Here is a 16,871-nt window from a genome sequence, read left to right on the forward strand (position 1 = left end):
AACTACTTTCATGAAAAATAATTAGAAAGGATAAAAATCTATGATCAAAAAAATCAATAACTTATCCCCTAATGAATTAGAAGAAATAATACAGATTTGGCTGACAGCTAATGGTGAAGCACACCCTTTTATTCCAGCATCTTATTGGCGAGATAATCTTGATTTTGTAAGAGAACAATTACCTCAAGCTACTCTTTATGTTTATCATGAAAAGAACAAAATCATTGCATTTTTAGGAATGAATGAACAATATATTTCGGGAATTTTCGTAAAGCGTCCTTACCGAAGTCAAGGCATCGGTCAAAAGTTGCTCAATACAGTGAAGAACAATCATGAAAGGTTGACACTTTCAGTTTATGCGAAAAATCAAAAAGCAGTTAAATTCTATATGAATCAAGGTTTTAAACAACTTAATGAACAACTAGATAACACCGGTGAACTAGAATACCATCTTGTTTGGGAAAAATAGACAAAAGGTTGTGAAACAAAAGTAACTGCTACTTTTGTTTCACAACCTAAATTAAAATAAACAGCCACAGCAGTTTTTAAAACGAACGGTAGACATACTGATTTTTCGGCTCTTCTACTTTCTTCACTTTTGTGACATCCACCATCGGAATGTCTCGTTTAAATGGGGCATAATAACCAGAATGGATCGTCCCGGTCAACTCTACCCAATCGTTATTTTTAAACGTCTGTCCTTCTGGCATATGCGTTAATAGGCCAAATACCCCAGAATCCGCTACACAATGAATAATTCCAAAACGGAAAACAAACAAATTCGCTTCCTCATTTTGAGAAGAATTAAATATGAATCCTTTGTACGTGATCGTCTTTCCAATAAACTCACTTGGATAATTATAGATCAATTCCATGACCTCTAAATAATTTTCTTCGGTGACTATTACGCTATTATCTTTAATATACCGTGTCAATGCTTGCTCCATTTGCTTATCATAATCTGTTTTGTCAAAATAAATGCTGGTATCCGGCTTTAAATATTGCGTCTCTACATCTGGATCACCAACAGATTCTTTACTTAAAGGGAAATTAAATCCCTTTGCTTCCACAATCGATGTATCTAAACTAACTGTAGGAAACATAAACCCAACAACTAAAGGTAATGCCAGTAAAATATAAGCAATTCCTCTTTGGTAAGGCTTATTTAAGCCATGATCGTGCTCATCGTCATGATGATGGTGATCTTCAGGTTTCTCTTCTTTATTCCAAAGGATCAGCTGTACCATCGCTAAGACAAACGAAAGAACCATCGATAAAGTAGCTAAGTAGCGATAATGTACATTTATATACTGATTCAATCTACCCGATACTTGTAAAAACATCATCAATGTCGTATAGCCAATTAAAATCAAAAATCGAATCATCTACTATTCCCTCCTTAAATTGCCAATGCGTACAAACTGACGACCAATGTTACAATGCCGACGAATTTTAACATAAAAGATGTTTTAAAATAACGCTTCATCATCAGTAAATTTTTGATATCCACCATTGGGCCAAAGACTAGAAATCCCACAACCGGTCCATTACCGAATAAACTCAATAACGATGAGCCGATAAACGCATCTGCTTCAGAACATAAAGATAAAGTAGCTGCTAAAACAAGCATCACAAGTATCGCTAACAATTTAGTATGCCCTAACTGTAACATTGCACCTGTCGGTAAATATGTCTGCATAGCAGCAGCTAATAATGAACCAAAAATTAAGTAACGTCCTGTATCAAAAAATTCATCAATCCCATGTGTCAGTACTGACCAGCTCTTACGCCAGAATGTTTCTTTTTCATGATGATGTTCTTTTGTCTCTATAACACAAGTATTCTCAATCGCAGATTCCTGTAAAATAGGCTCTTTGTTGACATAGGCCAACCAAACACCCACAACTAGGGCAACCAACATGCTGCCTAGAACACGCCAGATAACAAATTTAGCAGAATTTCCAAAGGCAATATAGGTTGAAAAAAGCACAATGGGATTAATGATCGGTGCCGTTATCATAAAAGCGAAAGCCGTATATGTCGGCACATCTTTTTTAACAAACTGATGCACGATCGGTACGATCCCGCATTCACATGAAGGGAAAAAGAACCCTAAGAAACTTCCCACGACGATCGACAAAAATTTATTTTTAGGCAATATTTTTTTGACCCGTTCTGGCGTTAAAAAGACATGTAAAGCACCTGAAATCACACAACCAAGCATGACGAACGGTAAGGCCTCGATTACGATCGATAGAAAAATAGTACCCATTTGCAAAACTGAATGAGGTAAAAATTGAAACATAAAATTCCTCCCACTGCTAAAAACAACACCAGTAATCAATCATTTTACGGATGCTTTTTTTAACACTCCAAAATATAACTAACTATACTGCACCTATCTAAAAAAAACAAGACACACTAGAACTTATTAAAAAATCTATAATCTATTCATTGGATAACAAAAAAATATAGGGCAAGAGACAAAACCTATCTGTTTTGTCTCTTACCCTAATCAACTTTTTCAAACGCTCAACTTTATCTATCAGATGGCAAATAACTCTGATGCTGATTCAGGATCTGTGTCATAAACATTAAAATCAAAATTAACACCTAAACCTTTTTCAGCTAAAATTGACTCCATCGCCATTCTAGCATGCTCTTTAGTATTATTCTCTTTACTCAAATGACCTAGATAAATTCGTTTCGTGTGATTCCCGATCACATCAGCCATCGTCAAGGCACCATCATCATTCGACAAATGTCCTTTATCGCCCAAAATTCGTTGTTTTAAACTCCAAGGATAGGGTCCCATACGTAAAATCTCAAGCTCATGATTACTTTCGATCAAGTATGCATCTGCATCTTTGATCGTTCCTCGTAAATGATCATTGCAATATCCTGTATCTGTCAGCATCACAAACGAACGATTGTTTTTAAAGAAACGGTAAAATTGTGGAGCCGCTGCATCATGAGAAACACCAAAACTCTCAATATCCATATCACCAAATGTTAAAACTTTTCCCATATCAAAAATATGTTTTTGCTCCACAGCAACATTTCCAATCAAAGGATCCATCGCTGCCCAAGTCTTTTCATTCGCATAGACATCTAATTTATATTTTCTAGCAAGAACACCCACGCCATGAATGTGATCCCGATGCTCGTGTGTGACTAAAATAGCATCCAAATCTTCTGGTTTGCGGTCGACTTCCGCTAGCAATGATGTGATTTTCTTTCCACTTAGTCCTGCATCAATAAGCAGCTTTTTGTTCTCTGTTTCGATAAAAAGGGAATTACCTGTACTGCCACTAGCAAGAATGCTGATGTTGAAAGCTTTCTCTTGACTCATTTTGTTTTTCGCTTCCCTTCTTTGTTCTACAGCTACTTATTATACAACTATCACTACTGATTTTCCACCTTTGGTACACTATTATTTGTAATGATTGTATTGCTCATAGCGTTGACCTGTTCTATCTGTAGATTACTCCCGCTGGATTTGACGCCAACAAACCATACAGGGACATATACATTCTTCTCGCGAATTTTATAAATTCTTGTATATGCTAGCTTCCTGAAAGAGATTTTAGCATTACTTGGAATTTTATTATTGATGTATAACGTTTCAATCGCATCTCGTTCAGATGATAAATCCGTCTTATCACGCAGCTCTTCAATCCCTTGAATATGCATTTGAGTATATTTATAGATTTTATATAAACCATCCGACTCATCAGAATTTTCCAATTTTAATGAGATTTGTGCTGTATCATCTTTAAATGGGATACTTTTATAGTTTTGAGAAACAATAAGTTCTGGAAACTCTCCGTCCAAATTAGAAAAATCAGCTAGGTAATGGTATTGACCTCCAAAGAGAACGCTATTTTTATCATTTAAAAAAGCTTCAAGTGATTTTTCAACATTTTTTTCATCAATAAAGTAGCTCGTTTGAGCATAATTCATTTGGGGATAGACTGTCAACAAATTATCGACAATTTCAATCCCGTTTTTAAAGAAGTTTCGGTCTCGTGTGTCCTGTTCAGATTGAATAGCATCATAAAAATTCGTCTGCTCACCACTTAAATAGTATCCTTCTTTTTTTTCTCCAGAAAGGGTTCCTTTATACGAGATGCCATCTTTGTTTAAACGTTTTTCAATGCTGTCTGTCTGATCAGAAAAAGAAACATTATTTTCTTCTTTTACTCCTGCTTGGTAAATACCAAATAAAAACATATTCAAGCCCAAAAAAGCGACGAAAAAAATCCATTCGATTCGTTTGAAGTCCATTATTCCACCTCCAAATTCGCCAGTTGTTCCAGCAATTCACGTTCTGGATACCATTTGTTTTCATAGCGAATGTACCATTCTGGAGTGAGATCGACAACTTGCGTAATTTCTTCGATTTTGTGCCAAGTATAACCAATCATGACCGAATTGATTTTTTCTGAATCCGCACCAGCAGCAATCAGTTGGTCTAATAAGTTTTCAGTACTTTTCAAAACAACTTCATCCTCTGAAGGAATTGGGACTTGAATCGTATCAACACTCGTTTCAATTACCACACTCGACTTTTCAGCCTTATCATTACCGATCGTGATTCTAACTTGTCCTTTATCATTTTCACTAAAGACTGGAAATCCTTCCACAAACGTACGATAATTAATCTCATTTTCAGTACGATCAAAGTAACGAATATTCCCCATATTTGTTCCTAATTTTTTTATATAGTTAAAACTGTCAGAATAGATATTATCCTCAGCTTTTCTGGAATCTAATTCACCATCAAAATGAATCGTTCCGAGTTTTTCATCTGCCGTCAAGCGTTCACTTCCACTCGTATAGGATAAATCCTTACTATCCTCATTGGTTTGAATGTTTTCTGTGTTAGAGAAAAAAGCATTGCGAAACTTCGTTACAGGTTGAGAAGCTAAAATATAACTATATTTTTTCATTTTTTGATTCTCTGACAAATAATAATGTTTGCTAGTAACTGTTTGTTGTTCTGAAATTGGGTTATATTGTACTCCGACTTTGTTCATTAAATTCAAGACTTTTTCGTTATCCATAGCAATGGATGCTTCATAGATATCTTTACGATCAAAATCCAAGAAGCGAATCTTATTTTGAGTTAAGTCAACTTGAATACAGGTAAAGTAAATTGGATCTACATCAATATCCGTCAACTTGAGATCTAATTGATAGACAGAAACATATTCTTTTAGCAAGAATGGCCCTTCATAGAGCAGTTCAAAGCCTTGGCCCATCGATAAATATTTTTCAAACTGTTCTGAATCACCTGCGACAGTTTGAGTCAATTTTCCAAATGAGCTACGTTTGATTTCATTTTGAATATTTGTGATTAAATTCTCACTCGTATTCATTTCTGCTTTTCCATCTTGCATACGAATCAATTGTAATGGTAAAAAGACATCTGTATCAATTCTTTCGTTCACAACAGTTGTCGCAAGTTGGGGATCATTTTTGAGTGGCTGTTCTTTTTTTGAGGAACTGAGCCAAATGCTGACTGAAAAATACAAGCTGAGCATCACTAAAAAGATCAAACCGATCCGTACGATTTTTTCAGTTGTTTTCATTCCCACCAATCCTCCTCATACGGTTCATAAGGCAAGGATATATAAAAGGTAGAACCTTGACCTTCCTGACTTTCTACCCATATTGCACCATTGTGGGCCTTTACTACTTCTCTTGAAATAGCAAGACCTAGACCCGTTCCGCCTTGTTCTCTGGCGCGGGCTTTATCTACACGGTAGAAGCGCTCAAAAACCTTGTTGACATCTTTTTTAGGAATGCCTAATCCTTGATCTGTCACACTAAAAACAACATTGTTATGTGTTTCAAGTAGACGACATGTGATTTCTCCGCCATCTGGAGAATATTTAATTGCATTATTTAAAATATTGTCCAAGACTTGAATTACTTTGTCTGTATCTAATTCCACCCATAAATCACGTTTAGTGAATTCTCTGTGGATCGTATAATTTTTATCATTTGTTTCGATCATCATATCGAAACGGTCTAAAACAAAATTGATCAATTCATTAAAATTAACATATTCTAGTTGTAATTCACCGTTGCCAGAATCCATTCTTGAAAGGTTCAATAAATCATTGATCATGCGAATCATACGATCTGTTTCTTCTAGTGTAACTTTCAGGAAATTAGGGGCAACCTCAGGATTTTCCCAAGCTCCTTCACTCAATGCTTCGATATAACTTCGCATACTGGTTAAAGGTGTTCGCAACTCATGAGAAACATTAGAAACAAACTCTCGACGTTCCCGTTCATTCTTCTCTTGTTCTGTTACATCATGAAGTACACATACGAGACCCGTAATAAAGCCAGACTCCCGACGGATCATTGCAAAATCAACACGAATGATCATTTGATCTTCTTCCATTGAAGATAGCGAACGATCAATCAAAATTTCTTCTGGCTCTTCTAATAATTTTCGCAATGTATAATCTGTTTCTATATCTAAAAGCTCCAATAAGGAAGATCCGATTACATCTTCGTCTTTGACATTCAATAAAGAGAGCGCCATTTCATTGATTGTAATGACCTTACCTCGCCTGTCTGTGGCAATAACGCCATCTGTCATATGAGCCAGTACACTGTCTAAACGATTTCGTTCGGCTTCCATGGTTTCTTGTGCTTCTTCGATTCGTTCAGAAAGTTGATTGAACGTTTCTGCTAACTGACCTAATTCATCTTTCCCATAGACTTTGACTTTTCCAGTGTAATCACCTTTGGCAATTCTTAGCGCTTGTTCTCGCATTTCCCCAATCGGCTGAGTGATTGATCGTGCAATCAAAATAGTCACAATGATCGAAATCGCCCCAGAAATGAGTGACGCTGTGAAAAAGATTCGAGCGGTATCTGTGATTTCCTGGTATTTGCCTTCCGTATTACTCTTAACATAAAGAACCCCGATGACTGTATCGCCAGTCGGGGATTGGATAGGCTGAACATTGATGTATACACGTTTATCATTATCAATCGCTGAATATTTCTTAGCACTGAAATCATTCAAATCACGATAATCATTCTTTTTACCAACGATCCCTTGCTGATTTAAGTCACTCGTCGCTCTTACGATGCCTTTATCATCAACCACACGGGCTTCGATCGTTTCAGCTCCTGAAAAATCGTTTAATGCCTTTTTTAAATTAGCATCGATCTCTGTTCGATCACGCTCTTTTTCGCCCAGCTTTGCGCTAAGAGTACTTGATAATTGGTTGACTTGTCGATCAACATTTTGTTTGTAGTCATTGATTGTTGTCGATTCCAACTCACGGATGAAGTATCCGCCAATAATTTGAATGGCAATCAATAATAACAAAATAAATGATAAGGCAATCTTAAAATTTACCGATTGAAAAAAGTGAACTTTTTTCTTCATAAATCACTACTCCTGTTCAGGGTTTCGAAGATAATAACCAACACCACGTCGAGTAACTAAATAGGTTGGATGACTTGGACTATCTTCGATTTTCTCTCTTAAACGACGCACAGTCACGTCAACCGTCCGAACATCACCAAAATAATCGTATCCCCAAACAGTTTGCAATAAATGTTCCCGCGTCATCACTTGTCCGATATGTTTTGCTAAATAATAAAGCAATTCAAATTCACGATGTGTCAGTTCGATTTTGCCTCCTCTTTTTGAGACCATGTAAGCTTCTGGATGGATTGTCAAATCTCCAATAGTCAGTTCTGATGGTGTTGCTGATTCTGTTTCTTTGGCACTACTTGCGCCACGGCGCAAGTTCGCTTTGACACGGGCTACGAGTTCGCGATTAGAAAATGGTTTCGTTACATAATCATCGGCTCCTAATTCTAACCCTAAAACTTTGTCAATTTCAGAATCTTTGGCCGTAACCATAATGATTGGCATATCATATGTTTTGCGGACTTCTCTGGCTACTTCAAGCCCATCCATTTTTGGTAACATTAAATCAAGAATAATTAAATCTGGTTCTACTTCTTTGACTTTTTCAACAGCTTCTTCGCCATCATAAGCTGTGAAAACCTCGTATCCTTCTTTAGTAAGGTTGTATTTCACAATTTCCGAAATCGGCTTTTCATCATCTACAACTAATATTTTCTTCATAAGAGGCACCTCTTTTTTATTTTGTCTTTTCATGGTTTATCCATATTCTCTCTTATTATACCTTATTTTGTCCACTGTTTCATCTTTGAGAAAAAATCCTTACCCTTTCTTATCTATATCTTGCAAAAACAAAGTCTTTCTGGCTATAATTAGGGATAAGTTTTATTAGAAGGAAGCGATTAAATGAAAGCACCACGACTGCAAGCAGGTGATGAAATTCGAGTCATTGCACCATCTAGCAATTTTTCACGTTTAACAGATTTAGGTATTGAAACCGCTCAGAAAAAAATAACTGATTTAGGATTTAAGGTTACATTTTCTGAACATATAAATGAAGAAGATGTAATTGGATCTTCTTCCATCATGAGCCGAGTCAAAGATTTGCACGCAGCATTTTCAGATGACAATGTTAAAGGGATTTTAACGGCTATTGGTGGTTTCAATAGTAATGAACTGCTGCCTTATCTTGATTTTGAGTTGATCAAGCGTCATCCAAAAGTTTTTTGTGGGTACAGTGATATCACAGCTTTATGCAATGCCATTACCGCTAAAACAAAATTACTTACGTACGTAGGTCCTCATTTTTCTAGTTTTCAAATGGATGAACTGCAAAACTATCAAACCGAAACCTTTTTACAGGCCACGACAGATGAGAAAGCTTTTGATGTGTCTGCCTCTGAATCATGGAGCCAAGATGAATGGTATTTACCTAACCCCAAACGGACCTTATTTGCCAATGACTGGAAAGTTTACAGCCGCTGTGACACTGTTACTGGAACTTGCTACGGCGGAAATCTAGGGACATTTCAATTGCTTTTCGGTACTCGTTTTTTACCAAATCTTGACAGAGCTATTTTGTTCGTTGAAAATGCCGAAGAGGATGATTACCATGATTTTGCTCGTGGTTTGGCCGCTTTACTTCAAGTCGTCAAACATCCTCAAGCCTTATTGATCGGACGATTTCCAAAGGAGACATTGATGACGGAAGAACGGCTTTTAGCTATTTTATCAAAATATCCTTTATTAAGAGAAATTCCTGTGATTTACGATATGAATTTTGGTCACACCCAACCAATTTTTACGATCCCGATCGGCGATCAGGCAACGGTCGATACTTTTCAGAAAAAAATTACCTTTTTTTAAAAATAAACACATGAATCGTTTCTCTTCAGAAAAGCAACGATTCATGTGTTTATTTTTTATATTCATTTTCTATTTCTTCTTATAGTTACAGATAGCATTTTTTGTAAATCCACTGGTTTTATCTATTTTTTGTATTAGAATCCACTCTAAAGATCGTTTACTAAAGGCTTCTTAGGTGATCACTTAAAATTAGTCTAAAAGCTGGATTCCAATTCCTAAAAGACCTGGTCCAGTGTGAACAACTAATGCCGGACTGATTGTTCCAAAATAAATCTTTTCTGCTTGAGGAAACTCTTCATTCAGCCTTTTGTAAAAACTTTCTGCTTCTTCTACCGCTTGTCCTTGGGCAACGGCTAGTACAAATTTCTTATGATCCCCAATAAACGCTTTTACTAATTCAAATGTTTTGTCCAAACTTTTCTTTCTACCACGCGCCTTAGCTACAGTATGATAGACACCTTCAGCATTACAAGAGATAATCGGGTTTAATTTTAGTGCATTTCCTAAAATCGAAGCAACCAAACCAATTCGTCCACCCTTTTGTAAATACTCCAATGTTGCAACATTAAAAAATACTTTTGCTTTCGTGACATCGTTCGTTAATCGTGTTTTGATTTCATTCCATTGAAGATCAGATTCAATCAACTTAGCAGCCTCAATCGCTTGTAAACCACTCCCGATTCCGATATTTTTTGTATCCAAAACAAATGTGTCCAATCCTTCAAATTCTTCTGCAATCAAACGAACCACATTAAATGTGCCACTCAATCCGCTCGAAATTGTAACAGCTAGTACTTTTTCATAGCCATCTGCCTTCATTTTTTCGAATATGTTTGTAATTGTTTGACCATCAGGTAAGGATGTACTTGGGATTTCTATAGGTAAACGCTCATAAACTTCTTCAGGTGAGATATCTACTTTGTCTGTATATGTACGATCTTTATAAATAATTTGTAATGGAATCATGTACATTCCATATTGTTCAACTAATTCTTGTGGCACATCTGTTCCAGAATCTACTAATAAAGCAATTTTTTCTTTATTCATTCACTTGTTCTCCATCTTCTTTTAAGTTTTTTTGTGCTAACTCAATAACCTTTTCAGTAAATAATTTGGTAGCAAACGATAAAGTCGCGCCTTTTACGATTAAATATTCTACTGGTATTGGTCGATCAAACGCTGCAACTGGTTCATTGTCTAATGCCTGAGCAACCACTACTGCTATAGCTGCCTCTTGCTCGTCGCAAAATAAATTATACGCTTCACGAATACCAACGGCCGAACCTTGATACAGAATCCCTTGCTTAATTTCTGGTATAGTCAAAACTTGTTTTAATAGCGTAATGGCTATTAAAAAAGCTAAATGTTTTTGATTGTATCGTTTTTTATTAGGAGCTGGAATCAAACCCAGCTTAACATAATTATTGACCATCGATGACGTTAATAATGTGTGTTTTTCCTTTAAAATAACTGGTGATAAATATCGTTCAACAAGCGTGATCACTTGATCCATGTATAACTCTATTTCGGGTAGTTCATGCCATCTTGGCAAGTGGACATCTACTAATTCTTTTCCCCAAACTTCTAAAGAGGATTTTATCTCACTCATATGCTCCCTCCTTCTGCTTACTAAAACAGTTTAACATTCTTTTCAAAAACATTCAATCTAGTATTTAAAACTAGATGAAAAATTATAATAAAAAGAGGCTAGGCATAACTCTACGAGTTATACCCTAGCCTTAATAAATCCGAATAAACGGTGGGAGCAGAAGCAACTCCTTCGGAAATAAGTTGAAATTCAAAAAAATTTGAAGAGCAATTTTCGTGAGTTTCCTCTTATTTCTCGGAGCTAAACACTTCTGTCCCAACCTCCTCTATCGTATCTGCTTCATATTTCTTAAAAATCACTAAAGCCATCATCATCTTCAGTGTTAGGTTTGTATGAATCAAACCAAAATTTGCTTCTTTTTGGCATATCATGTGAATCAAACAGATCACGAGGATCAAACCCTGAATTCATTTTACCAGCAGTTCTGCCAAAACCGTGACCATGACCTCCACGTCTACAATGCCTATTATGTCCTCTAAAATCACGTTCCTCTTCTGGAATTTCTGACTCTAGTGCTTCGAGTAATTTACTCATGATGATCTTGAAAGATTTTTGTTCCGATTCTGATAAAACATCAAAAATCGTTTCTTCTTCTTGCTTACTATCATCAGCTGCTGCCATTCCTGATTCGGTTAAACGAATCACCATCACACGACGATCACTTTCCAATGGTTCACGGCTGATATAACCATTTTTTTCTAGTTTTCCTAATAACTCACCTAGAGATTGCGGACGCATATCCAACAAATAAGATAGTTCTTTTTGGGTTGTTTCAGGTTTAAGCTTTAATAAATTCAACACTCTTCCTTGTCCTCTATGTGGATTACCAAAAGGTCCATTTTCTCTGCGGCGCTTCATAAAATATCTTTGCATCATTACTTGTAGACTTAGAAACTGTTCCATCAATGTTTGTTCTTCCATAATCGATTCCTCCATAAAATATTACTATAAATCAGGTACCTGTCTTTTATTATAAAGGTACCTGTTTAAAATGTCAACATACAATTTTATACTTTATTTTCAATCGCTTGATAAAGTTGATCCCATAAAAAAAAGCACCAGAAGCAACTCCTCGAGTATGCTTCCAGTAACTTAAAATACTTTTTTCAATTGTCTTTTTCCGAATAAAATCCCAATAAAGAAGAATAGTTCCAATAGAACAAAAAATAAAATAAAACTATGCATAAAATATTCTTCTGGCAAGACATTGATGATCGGATCAGTCATTGGATCAAACAACCAATCATCATTATTAAAAAACACGCCATGAAAAGCCACAAAAAATTGATCAAATCCAATAGCCATCAATACACCCAAAAATACTGGAATGAACATTCCCCACTGAAACGGACGAATCAATCGCCAGACTCGCTTTGTCTTGATCAAGTGGAAAACAAAGAACGCACTTGGAATCACTGTCACGAGTAATACGCCATAGCAGAGTAAAAACAGTCGTTTTACTTCGTAAAAATGAAAGGCACCACTTTTGGATACAGGAAAATCAGATAATTTCAAGGTATGATTAAACGGATTGTTTAAATAGGCCATCAATTCATCAAAATTTTTCAACACTGTTGGTTTATCCATATCTACATAATTTAAAATTTTCAACGAATCAATATCAAAAACATATAACAAACGGAAATTAATAGTGATCGTAATACTTAAAGAAATAATGGTCAAAATCAAACACACGATCCCAGCTCGCTCACGCCAAACCCAGTTTCTGTCTTTCATATCAAAACGTCCACTCATCTAGACTATCAACAACATATGTGGGCTGTTCAGGTAAGCTAGAAATAGCAGATTTTGGTGTAAAGCCTGATAAAACCAGTAAACTATCAATATTATTTTGAAGACCTGACTGAATATCGGTTTCATAATTGTCGCCAACCATTATGACATCTTCTTTCGTCATTTTCATGACTTTTAGTGCTTCATTCATGATGATTGCATTTGGTTTTCCGATCATAACTGGTTTTGTCTGCGTTGCCGTTTGCACTAGAGAAATGAATGAACCTGCTCCTGGTAACAATCCACGTTCGGTTGGAATACTTTTGTCTGGATTCGTGCCAATAAACGTCGCACCATTTCTGATACAAAGAGCAGCTGTCGCCAATTTTTCATAGTTAATATTGGTATCCAGACCGACAACAACATAATCTGGTTGTTCTTCATCCCACTTAAAGCCAGATGACAAAATCAAATCAACCAGTCCAGTTTCTCCAATCACGTAGACACGATTGCCTTTTCCTTGTTCTTTCATGTAATCAATCGTAGCTAGGCTTGCTGTATAAACAGTTTCAGCAGAAACATGGATATCAAATTCTTGTGCCAGTCGCAGGGCTACAGCTTCTGGTGTTTTTGTTGTATTATTAGTCACAAAAAGAAAGGGTAGCTTCGATTCTTGCAAGCGTTCAATAAATCGTTTTCCTGCTGGAATGACTTCGTTGCCTAAATAAATCGTGCCATCTAAATCAATTAAATATCCTCGATATTGTTTTTTCACAAATAATTACTCCTCACGTTGACGAATAGTAAATGAGCGGCCTTTGGCATCATTCTCTTTCTTCCCAATGACTGCTTTTTCAGGTTCACTTTCTTTGCGATTTTTGATCACTGGTTTTGCTTTATTAGTCACAGGTACACGCTTTTCTTGTGTGTGCGCTTGATTTTGATTTACTGGTTTTTTGTTTGGCTTTTTGCGACGTGTTTGTTGTTTTTCACGTTTCCCACCAACTTGTTCAATCACAAAATAAGCACAACCAAAGTTGCAGTACTCATATAAATAATCTTCCAGTGTATCGATTCTCTGTTCAGGAGCCGCTTTACGATTAGAATCGTTGAAAAAGCCTTTCAAACGAAGTTGGTCATAGCCCCAGTCACCCACAATATAATCATACCTTGAAAGAACATCACTAAAACGTTCTCCTAATCTTTCTGCATCGAAGGCTTCTCGGTGATTTTTCACTAAAAGGTATTCCCGTGAACCGATTGAAACGTGGATATCATCCACGAGTGTTACGATTTCACCTTTTTTCTTTTCTTTGACCGGTTCTTCTTTTATCTCTTCAAGGACAGCCGTCATCTCTTCTGTTAGGGTCGCTGTCGGTTCTACTTTGTGTTTCGTTTGTTTAGCTGGTTTAGTTGATTTATATGGTTTTTTTACTTTATCTGTCATTTTTTCACCGCCTAGATTTTATTATACCTTGTTTTTATAGGATTGGGTAGTGCTCGCTCAAGTAGTTGCCTAAGACTGTTCGGATAAATTCAGGAAAGATAAATTCAACCTTTCCTGCAAGTTCAATTGTCGGAAAAAAAGGAATAAACATAAAATGATCGACTGTTGTAAATGTATAGTTACGTGTTAGATTGATCGGCTGATCTTGCCATAAAACTTGTTTTTTCTTTTTATCATACGCTATACCATCATAATAAAGTTCTCCAAATACTTTACCACGAAAGCCCATTCCAGTTATCGGAAACTTGCGCAAATAGTGACGATTCTTTTCCATCTCTTTAAGCATGCGAATCAGCTCAGAACCAGGCAAAGTAACACGAATCAAATGCATTGGATGAGGTAAAGTTTGATGCAGTTGATCAGCATCAACAAGGCCATTTGGTATATCTGACAAAAATAAGCCATTGTTTAAAATTGCAGCTTCAGTCTGACCTTTTTCCCTTAAAGCTTTTAAAGTAGTCACGATCAACGGTTCTCTATCGTTTAAATCAACAAATAAAGGCTGAGGAATTTTAGCAATTTTTTTTGCTTGCAACAACTGGTGCCCTAAAGAAATATAGTTATTGATTTCGTTTTGATCCGCGGGTAATGCTGGTAACTCAGCTGTTGAGATTGCTTTAGCTTCACTATGGATGATTTCACCTTTGTCGATCGTTAAATGAACTTCTCCAATATAATAACCAAATTTGCCAGCAGCAGAGAGTTGTGTCGCATTGATTTTTTCACCATATTTGAACAAATGATGCGTATGAGAACCCAACAAGACATTAATTTCGGGAAATTCATTGGCAATTTTGATATCTTCATCGATTCCTAAATGGCTCATTAAAACTAAAATATCACATTTTGGCTGAACTTCTCTAATCAATTGCGGAAGTATCTCATTTGTTGACCGACTATCCCAGCCATTTGGGTTATAAGTCAAAGGGAACGGTGCAGTTAATGCCACCAAACCGATTTTCGTTTTTTCTTTTGTTTCTATAATTTTATAAGAACTCGCCCAATCAGGTGCTTGTCCAGTCTCTATATCAAATAAATTTCCTAATATAACATCAAAATTCCGATGATCATACAAATGATTCAACTGCTCTTTAGAATTTCCTACACCTTCATTATTACCAATCGTTACTGCGTCATAGTTGATTTGGTTCAACAATTCGATATTAGCATGTCCATCAGTGGCTTCTGTCAAAGGATGCCAACGATCGATAAAATCGCCTAAATCAACTGTTAGAACCGTTTTACCCAACTGCTTATATTTTTCCTTTTGACCTAGCAAGTATCTTCTGATCTTGGGCCAATTTTCTAAGTGTGAATGTATATCATTCGTATGAAAGATGACGATCTCTTCCATTACATCGCCCCCGATTTCAGTATATAAAAATATAGTACCATACTTCTTTAGAATGTTTAGTATAAATTAGCGTCTTGTCTGCTTTTTATCAGTAAAGAGAGCAACTTATCGTTGAATATCATACGTTTTTTGTTTCTAATCAATACTATCATCTAGCCGATCCTTAGTAGTCTTAGTCTATCTATTATTTATCTCCTAATAATGATACAATTATTAAAAAGTATTTGATATGGGTTTATAAAGAAAAGATGTTTTAAAAACTTTTTTTGCAATGAACGATGTATTTCTATCAAATAAATTCTTGTTCCATCAACGTTCGCTGGGTTTTATACACCGTTATTATAAATGACGAGTGACAACTAATTTTACGAATAAAGGAGAAAAATATGAAAATCAATGCACCTTTCGGCTCCATTTGGTTGGACGCAGATAACAAAGGTCTGACCGCCGTTTCTTTTTTTGAGATCACTAATCATAAAACCAATCATTTTACTGAACTTGCGGCTAAGGAACTCACAGAATATTTTTCTGGTGAACGGACACATTTTACAGTCCCTTTATCTATCAATAGTGGAACTGACTTTCAAAGAAGAGTCTGGAGCGCTTTATCTCAAATTCCTTACGGTGAAACCTGTAGTTATTTAGACATTGCCAAAGCAGTGGATTCGCCAAAAGCCGTTCGGGCAATTGGTCAGGCCAATAGCAAAAATCCAATTCCAATTATTGTTCCATGTCATCGAGTGATCGGTAAAAATGGGAAATTAACAGGTTACTTAGGTAGCTCAGAACTTGATGGGCTTACGATCAAAGAACACTTGTTAAACATAGAAAATGTGTCAATTGATAAAAATTGATTTCGCCTAACTGTCAAAAATAATAATAAATAACGGAAAACAAAACAGCATTCGTCTTGTTTCCCGTTATTTATTGTTGTCATATAAAAGAAAGAAAAATAAAACGACTAACTACTCGTTATTGTTTTTATCATCACTATCTTTACCCCGGTATTTTTCTAAATATTGTTCTTTTGTCATCACATCACCGACGCTCATATTAAATTCAACAAGCTCTAACCCGGTCATATAAGCAATCGATTCTTTCACTTTTTCAACAGTTTGATCAAAAACAGCTGAAATATCAACATCGTATTTGCAGATCACTGATACATCAACAGCCACTTGCTTGGTACCGACTTCAACGCCAACACCTTTTGTGACATCTTCATTGTCTCTAAAACGGTCTGCAAAATCTGTAAAAAGATTACCGCTCAAGCCTAAGATTCCCTCAACATCTGAAATAACCACACCTACGATTTTTTTGATCACGACATCATCAAATGTTAATTTTGTTTTTAATCCACCTGTATTATTTTCTACTTCTGCCATTTGCCTTC

18 protein-coding genes are annotated in these 16,871 nt (G+C 36.0%); 3 read left to right on the top strand and 15 right to left on the bottom strand.

The window, feature by feature from the left end; all coding sequences use genetic code 11:
* Positions 1-40 precede the first annotated feature (40 nt).
* The gene (locus tag IGI43_RS04255) at positions 41-469 is read left to right on the top strand and encodes a GNAT family N-acetyltransferase (protein WP_438756590.1); all 429 of its coding nucleotides are present in this window, start codon (positions 41-43) and stop codon (positions 467-469) included.
* A 76-nt stretch (positions 470-545) separates the two neighbouring features.
* On the opposite strand, the gene IGI43_RS04260 is transcribed toward IGI43_RS04255, so the two are convergent.
* The 7 genes from IGI43_RS04260 to yycF form a co-directional block, all read right to left on the bottom strand.
* Positions 546-1,385: a TIGR03943 family putative permease subunit gene (locus IGI43_RS04260; RefSeq protein WP_438756591.1), complete on the bottom strand. Its 840-nt coding sequence runs from the start codon at positions 1,383-1,385 to the stop codon at positions 546-548.
* 14 nt (positions 1,386-1,399) lie between these two features.
* Entirely contained in the window at positions 1,400-2,305 is a 906-nt protein-coding gene (locus tag IGI43_RS04265) for a permease (RefSeq protein WP_438756592.1), read from the bottom strand.
* Between the two features lie 240 nt (positions 2,306-2,545).
* Positions 2,546-3,352, bottom strand: a complete 807-nt coding sequence (locus tag IGI43_RS04270; RefSeq protein ID WP_438756593.1) for an MBL fold metallo-hydrolase — start codon at positions 3,350-3,352, stop codon at positions 2,546-2,548.
* Positions 3,353-3,405: 53 nt separating this feature from the next.
* Positions 3,406-4,287 carry a two-component system regulatory protein YycI gene (locus IGI43_RS04275; RefSeq protein ID WP_438756594.1) on the bottom strand — a complete coding sequence of 294 codons (882 nt, stop codon included), beginning with the start codon at positions 4,285-4,287 and terminating at the stop codon, positions 3,406-3,408.
* Positions 4,287-5,594, bottom strand: a complete 1,308-nt coding sequence (locus IGI43_RS04280) for a YycH family regulatory protein (protein ID WP_438756595.1) — start codon at positions 5,592-5,594, stop codon at positions 4,287-4,289. Before IGI43_RS04280 ends, IGI43_RS04275 begins: the two co-directional genes overlap by 1 nt.
* The gene (gene walK, locus IGI43_RS04285; protein WP_438756596.1) at positions 5,591-7,420 is read right to left on the bottom strand and encodes a cell wall metabolism sensor histidine kinase WalK; all 1,830 of its coding nucleotides are present in this window, start codon (positions 7,418-7,420) and stop codon (positions 5,591-5,593) included. Before walK ends, IGI43_RS04280 begins: the two co-directional genes overlap by 4 nt.
* A 6-nt stretch (positions 7,421-7,426) precedes the next feature.
* The gene (yycF, locus tag IGI43_RS04290) at positions 7,427-8,131 is read right to left on the bottom strand and encodes a response regulator YycF (RefSeq protein WP_438756597.1); all 705 of its coding nucleotides are present in this window, start codon (positions 8,129-8,131) and stop codon (positions 7,427-7,429) included.
* A gap of 183 nt (positions 8,132-8,314) precedes the next feature.
* On the opposite strand from yycF, the gene IGI43_RS04295 reads away from it, so the two are divergent.
* On the top strand, positions 8,315-9,274 hold the full coding sequence (locus IGI43_RS04295) for a S66 family peptidase (protein WP_438756598.1): 960 nt from the start codon (positions 8,315-8,317) through the stop codon (positions 9,272-9,274).
* 189 nt (positions 9,275-9,463) lie between these two features.
* Here the strand turns inward: IGI43_RS04295 and IGI43_RS04300 are convergent, their stop codons facing one another.
* The 7 genes from IGI43_RS04300 to IGI43_RS04330 all read right to left on the bottom strand — a co-directional run bounded on the left by IGI43_RS04300 (position 9,464) and on the right by IGI43_RS04330 (position 15,478).
* Complete coding sequence (locus IGI43_RS04300) at positions 9,464-10,321, bottom strand: DegV family protein (protein WP_438756599.1); 858 nt, start codon at positions 10,319-10,321, stop codon at positions 9,464-9,466.
* Positions 10,314-10,883, bottom strand: a complete 570-nt coding sequence (locus tag IGI43_RS04305) for a DUF1836 domain-containing protein (protein WP_438756600.1) — start codon at positions 10,881-10,883, stop codon at positions 10,314-10,316. The genes IGI43_RS04300 and IGI43_RS04305 overlap by 8 nt, the downstream gene beginning before the upstream one ends.
* A gap of 288 nt (positions 10,884-11,171) precedes the next feature.
* On the bottom strand, positions 11,172-11,804 hold the full coding sequence (locus IGI43_RS04310; RefSeq protein ID WP_438756601.1) for a MarR family winged helix-turn-helix transcriptional regulator: 633 nt from the start codon (positions 11,802-11,804) through the stop codon (positions 11,172-11,174).
* Between the two features lie 171 nt (positions 11,805-11,975).
* A complete protein-coding gene (locus IGI43_RS04315) occupies positions 11,976-12,620 on the bottom strand; it encodes a TIGR01906 family membrane protein (RefSeq protein ID WP_438756602.1) in 645 nt (214 codons plus the stop codon).
* Position 12,621: 1 nt separating this feature from the next.
* Positions 12,622-13,392, bottom strand: a complete 771-nt coding sequence (locus IGI43_RS04320; protein ID WP_438756603.1) for a TIGR01457 family HAD-type hydrolase — start codon at positions 13,390-13,392, stop codon at positions 12,622-12,624.
* 6 nt (positions 13,393-13,398) lie between these two features.
* A complete protein-coding gene (locus tag IGI43_RS04325; protein ID WP_438756604.1) occupies positions 13,399-14,064 on the bottom strand; it encodes a YutD family protein in 666 nt (221 codons plus the stop codon).
* A 34-nt stretch (positions 14,065-14,098) separates the two neighbouring features.
* Positions 14,099-15,478, bottom strand: a complete 1,380-nt coding sequence (locus IGI43_RS04330; protein ID WP_438756605.1) for a bifunctional metallophosphatase/5'-nucleotidase — start codon at positions 15,476-15,478, stop codon at positions 14,099-14,101.
* Positions 15,479-15,864: 386 nt separating this feature from the next.
* Between IGI43_RS04330 and IGI43_RS04335 the strand changes: the two genes are divergently transcribed.
* Positions 15,865-16,332, top strand: a complete 468-nt coding sequence (locus IGI43_RS04335; RefSeq protein WP_438756606.1) for a methylated-DNA--[protein]-cysteine S-methyltransferase — start codon at positions 15,865-15,867, stop codon at positions 16,330-16,332.
* 111 nt (positions 16,333-16,443) lie between these two features.
* Here IGI43_RS04335 and IGI43_RS04340 read toward each other — a convergent pair whose 3' ends face one another.
* Positions 16,444-16,863: an Asp23/Gls24 family envelope stress response protein gene (locus IGI43_RS04340; protein WP_438756607.1), complete on the bottom strand. Its 420-nt coding sequence runs from the start codon at positions 16,861-16,863 to the stop codon at positions 16,444-16,446.
* Between the last annotated feature and the right edge of the window lie 8 nt (positions 16,864-16,871).

This window comes from Enterococcus sp. AZ126, from assembly GCF_051714545.1.
Lineage (GTDB): Bacteria > Bacillota > Bacilli > Lactobacillales > Enterococcaceae > Enterococcus_L.

Excerpts from the sequence above, each read along its gene's own strand:
- IGI43_RS04255 (WP_438756590.1), top strand. The coding sequence starts at position 41 with ATGATCAAAAAAATCAATAACTTATCCCCTAATGAATTAGAAGAAATA.
- IGI43_RS04260 (WP_438756591.1), bottom strand. The coding sequence starts at position 1,385 with ATGATTCGATTTTTGATTTTAATTGGCTATACGACATTGATGATGTTT.
- IGI43_RS04265 (WP_438756592.1), bottom strand. The coding sequence starts at position 2,305 with ATGTTTCAATTTTTACCTCATTCAGTTTTGCAAATGGGTACTATTTTT.
- IGI43_RS04270 (WP_438756593.1), bottom strand. The coding sequence starts at position 3,352 with ATGAGTCAAGAGAAAGCTTTCAACATCAGCATTCTTGCTAGTGGCAGT.
- IGI43_RS04275 (WP_438756594.1), bottom strand. The coding sequence starts at position 4,287 with ATGGACTTCAAACGAATCGAATGGATTTTTTTCGTCGCTTTTTTGGGC.
- IGI43_RS04280 (WP_438756595.1), bottom strand. The coding sequence starts at position 5,594 with ATGAAAACAACTGAAAAAATCGTACGGATCGGTTTGATCTTTTTAGTG.
- walK (WP_438756596.1), bottom strand. The coding sequence starts at position 7,420 with ATGAAGAAAAAAGTTCACTTTTTTCAATCGGTAAATTTTAAGATTGCC.
- yycF (WP_438756597.1), bottom strand. The coding sequence starts at position 8,131 with ATGAAGAAAATATTAGTTGTAGATGATGAAAAGCCGATTTCGGAAATT.
- IGI43_RS04295 (WP_438756598.1), top strand. The coding sequence starts at position 8,315 with ATGAAAGCACCACGACTGCAAGCAGGTGATGAAATTCGAGTCATTGCA.
- IGI43_RS04300 (WP_438756599.1), bottom strand. The coding sequence starts at position 10,321 with ATGAATAAAGAAAAAATTGCTTTATTAGTAGATTCTGGAACAGATGTG.
- IGI43_RS04305 (WP_438756600.1), bottom strand. The coding sequence starts at position 10,883 with ATGAGTGAGATAAAATCCTCTTTAGAAGTTTGGGGAAAAGAATTAGTA.
- IGI43_RS04310 (WP_438756601.1), bottom strand. The coding sequence starts at position 11,804 with ATGGAAGAACAAACATTGATGGAACAGTTTCTAAGTCTACAAGTAATG.
- IGI43_RS04315 (WP_438756602.1), bottom strand. The coding sequence starts at position 12,620 with ATGAAAGACAGAAACTGGGTTTGGCGTGAGCGAGCTGGGATCGTGTGT.
- IGI43_RS04325 (WP_438756604.1), bottom strand. The coding sequence starts at position 14,064 with ATGACAGATAAAGTAAAAAAACCATATAAATCAACTAAACCAGCTAAA.
- IGI43_RS04330 (WP_438756605.1), bottom strand. The coding sequence starts at position 15,478 with ATGGAAGAGATCGTCATCTTTCATACGAATGATATACATTCACACTTA.
- IGI43_RS04335 (WP_438756606.1), top strand. The coding sequence starts at position 15,865 with ATGAAAATCAATGCACCTTTCGGCTCCATTTGGTTGGACGCAGATAAC.
- IGI43_RS04340 (WP_438756607.1), bottom strand. The coding sequence starts at position 16,863 with ATGGCAGAAGTAGAAAATAATACAGGTGGATTAAAAACAAAATTAACA.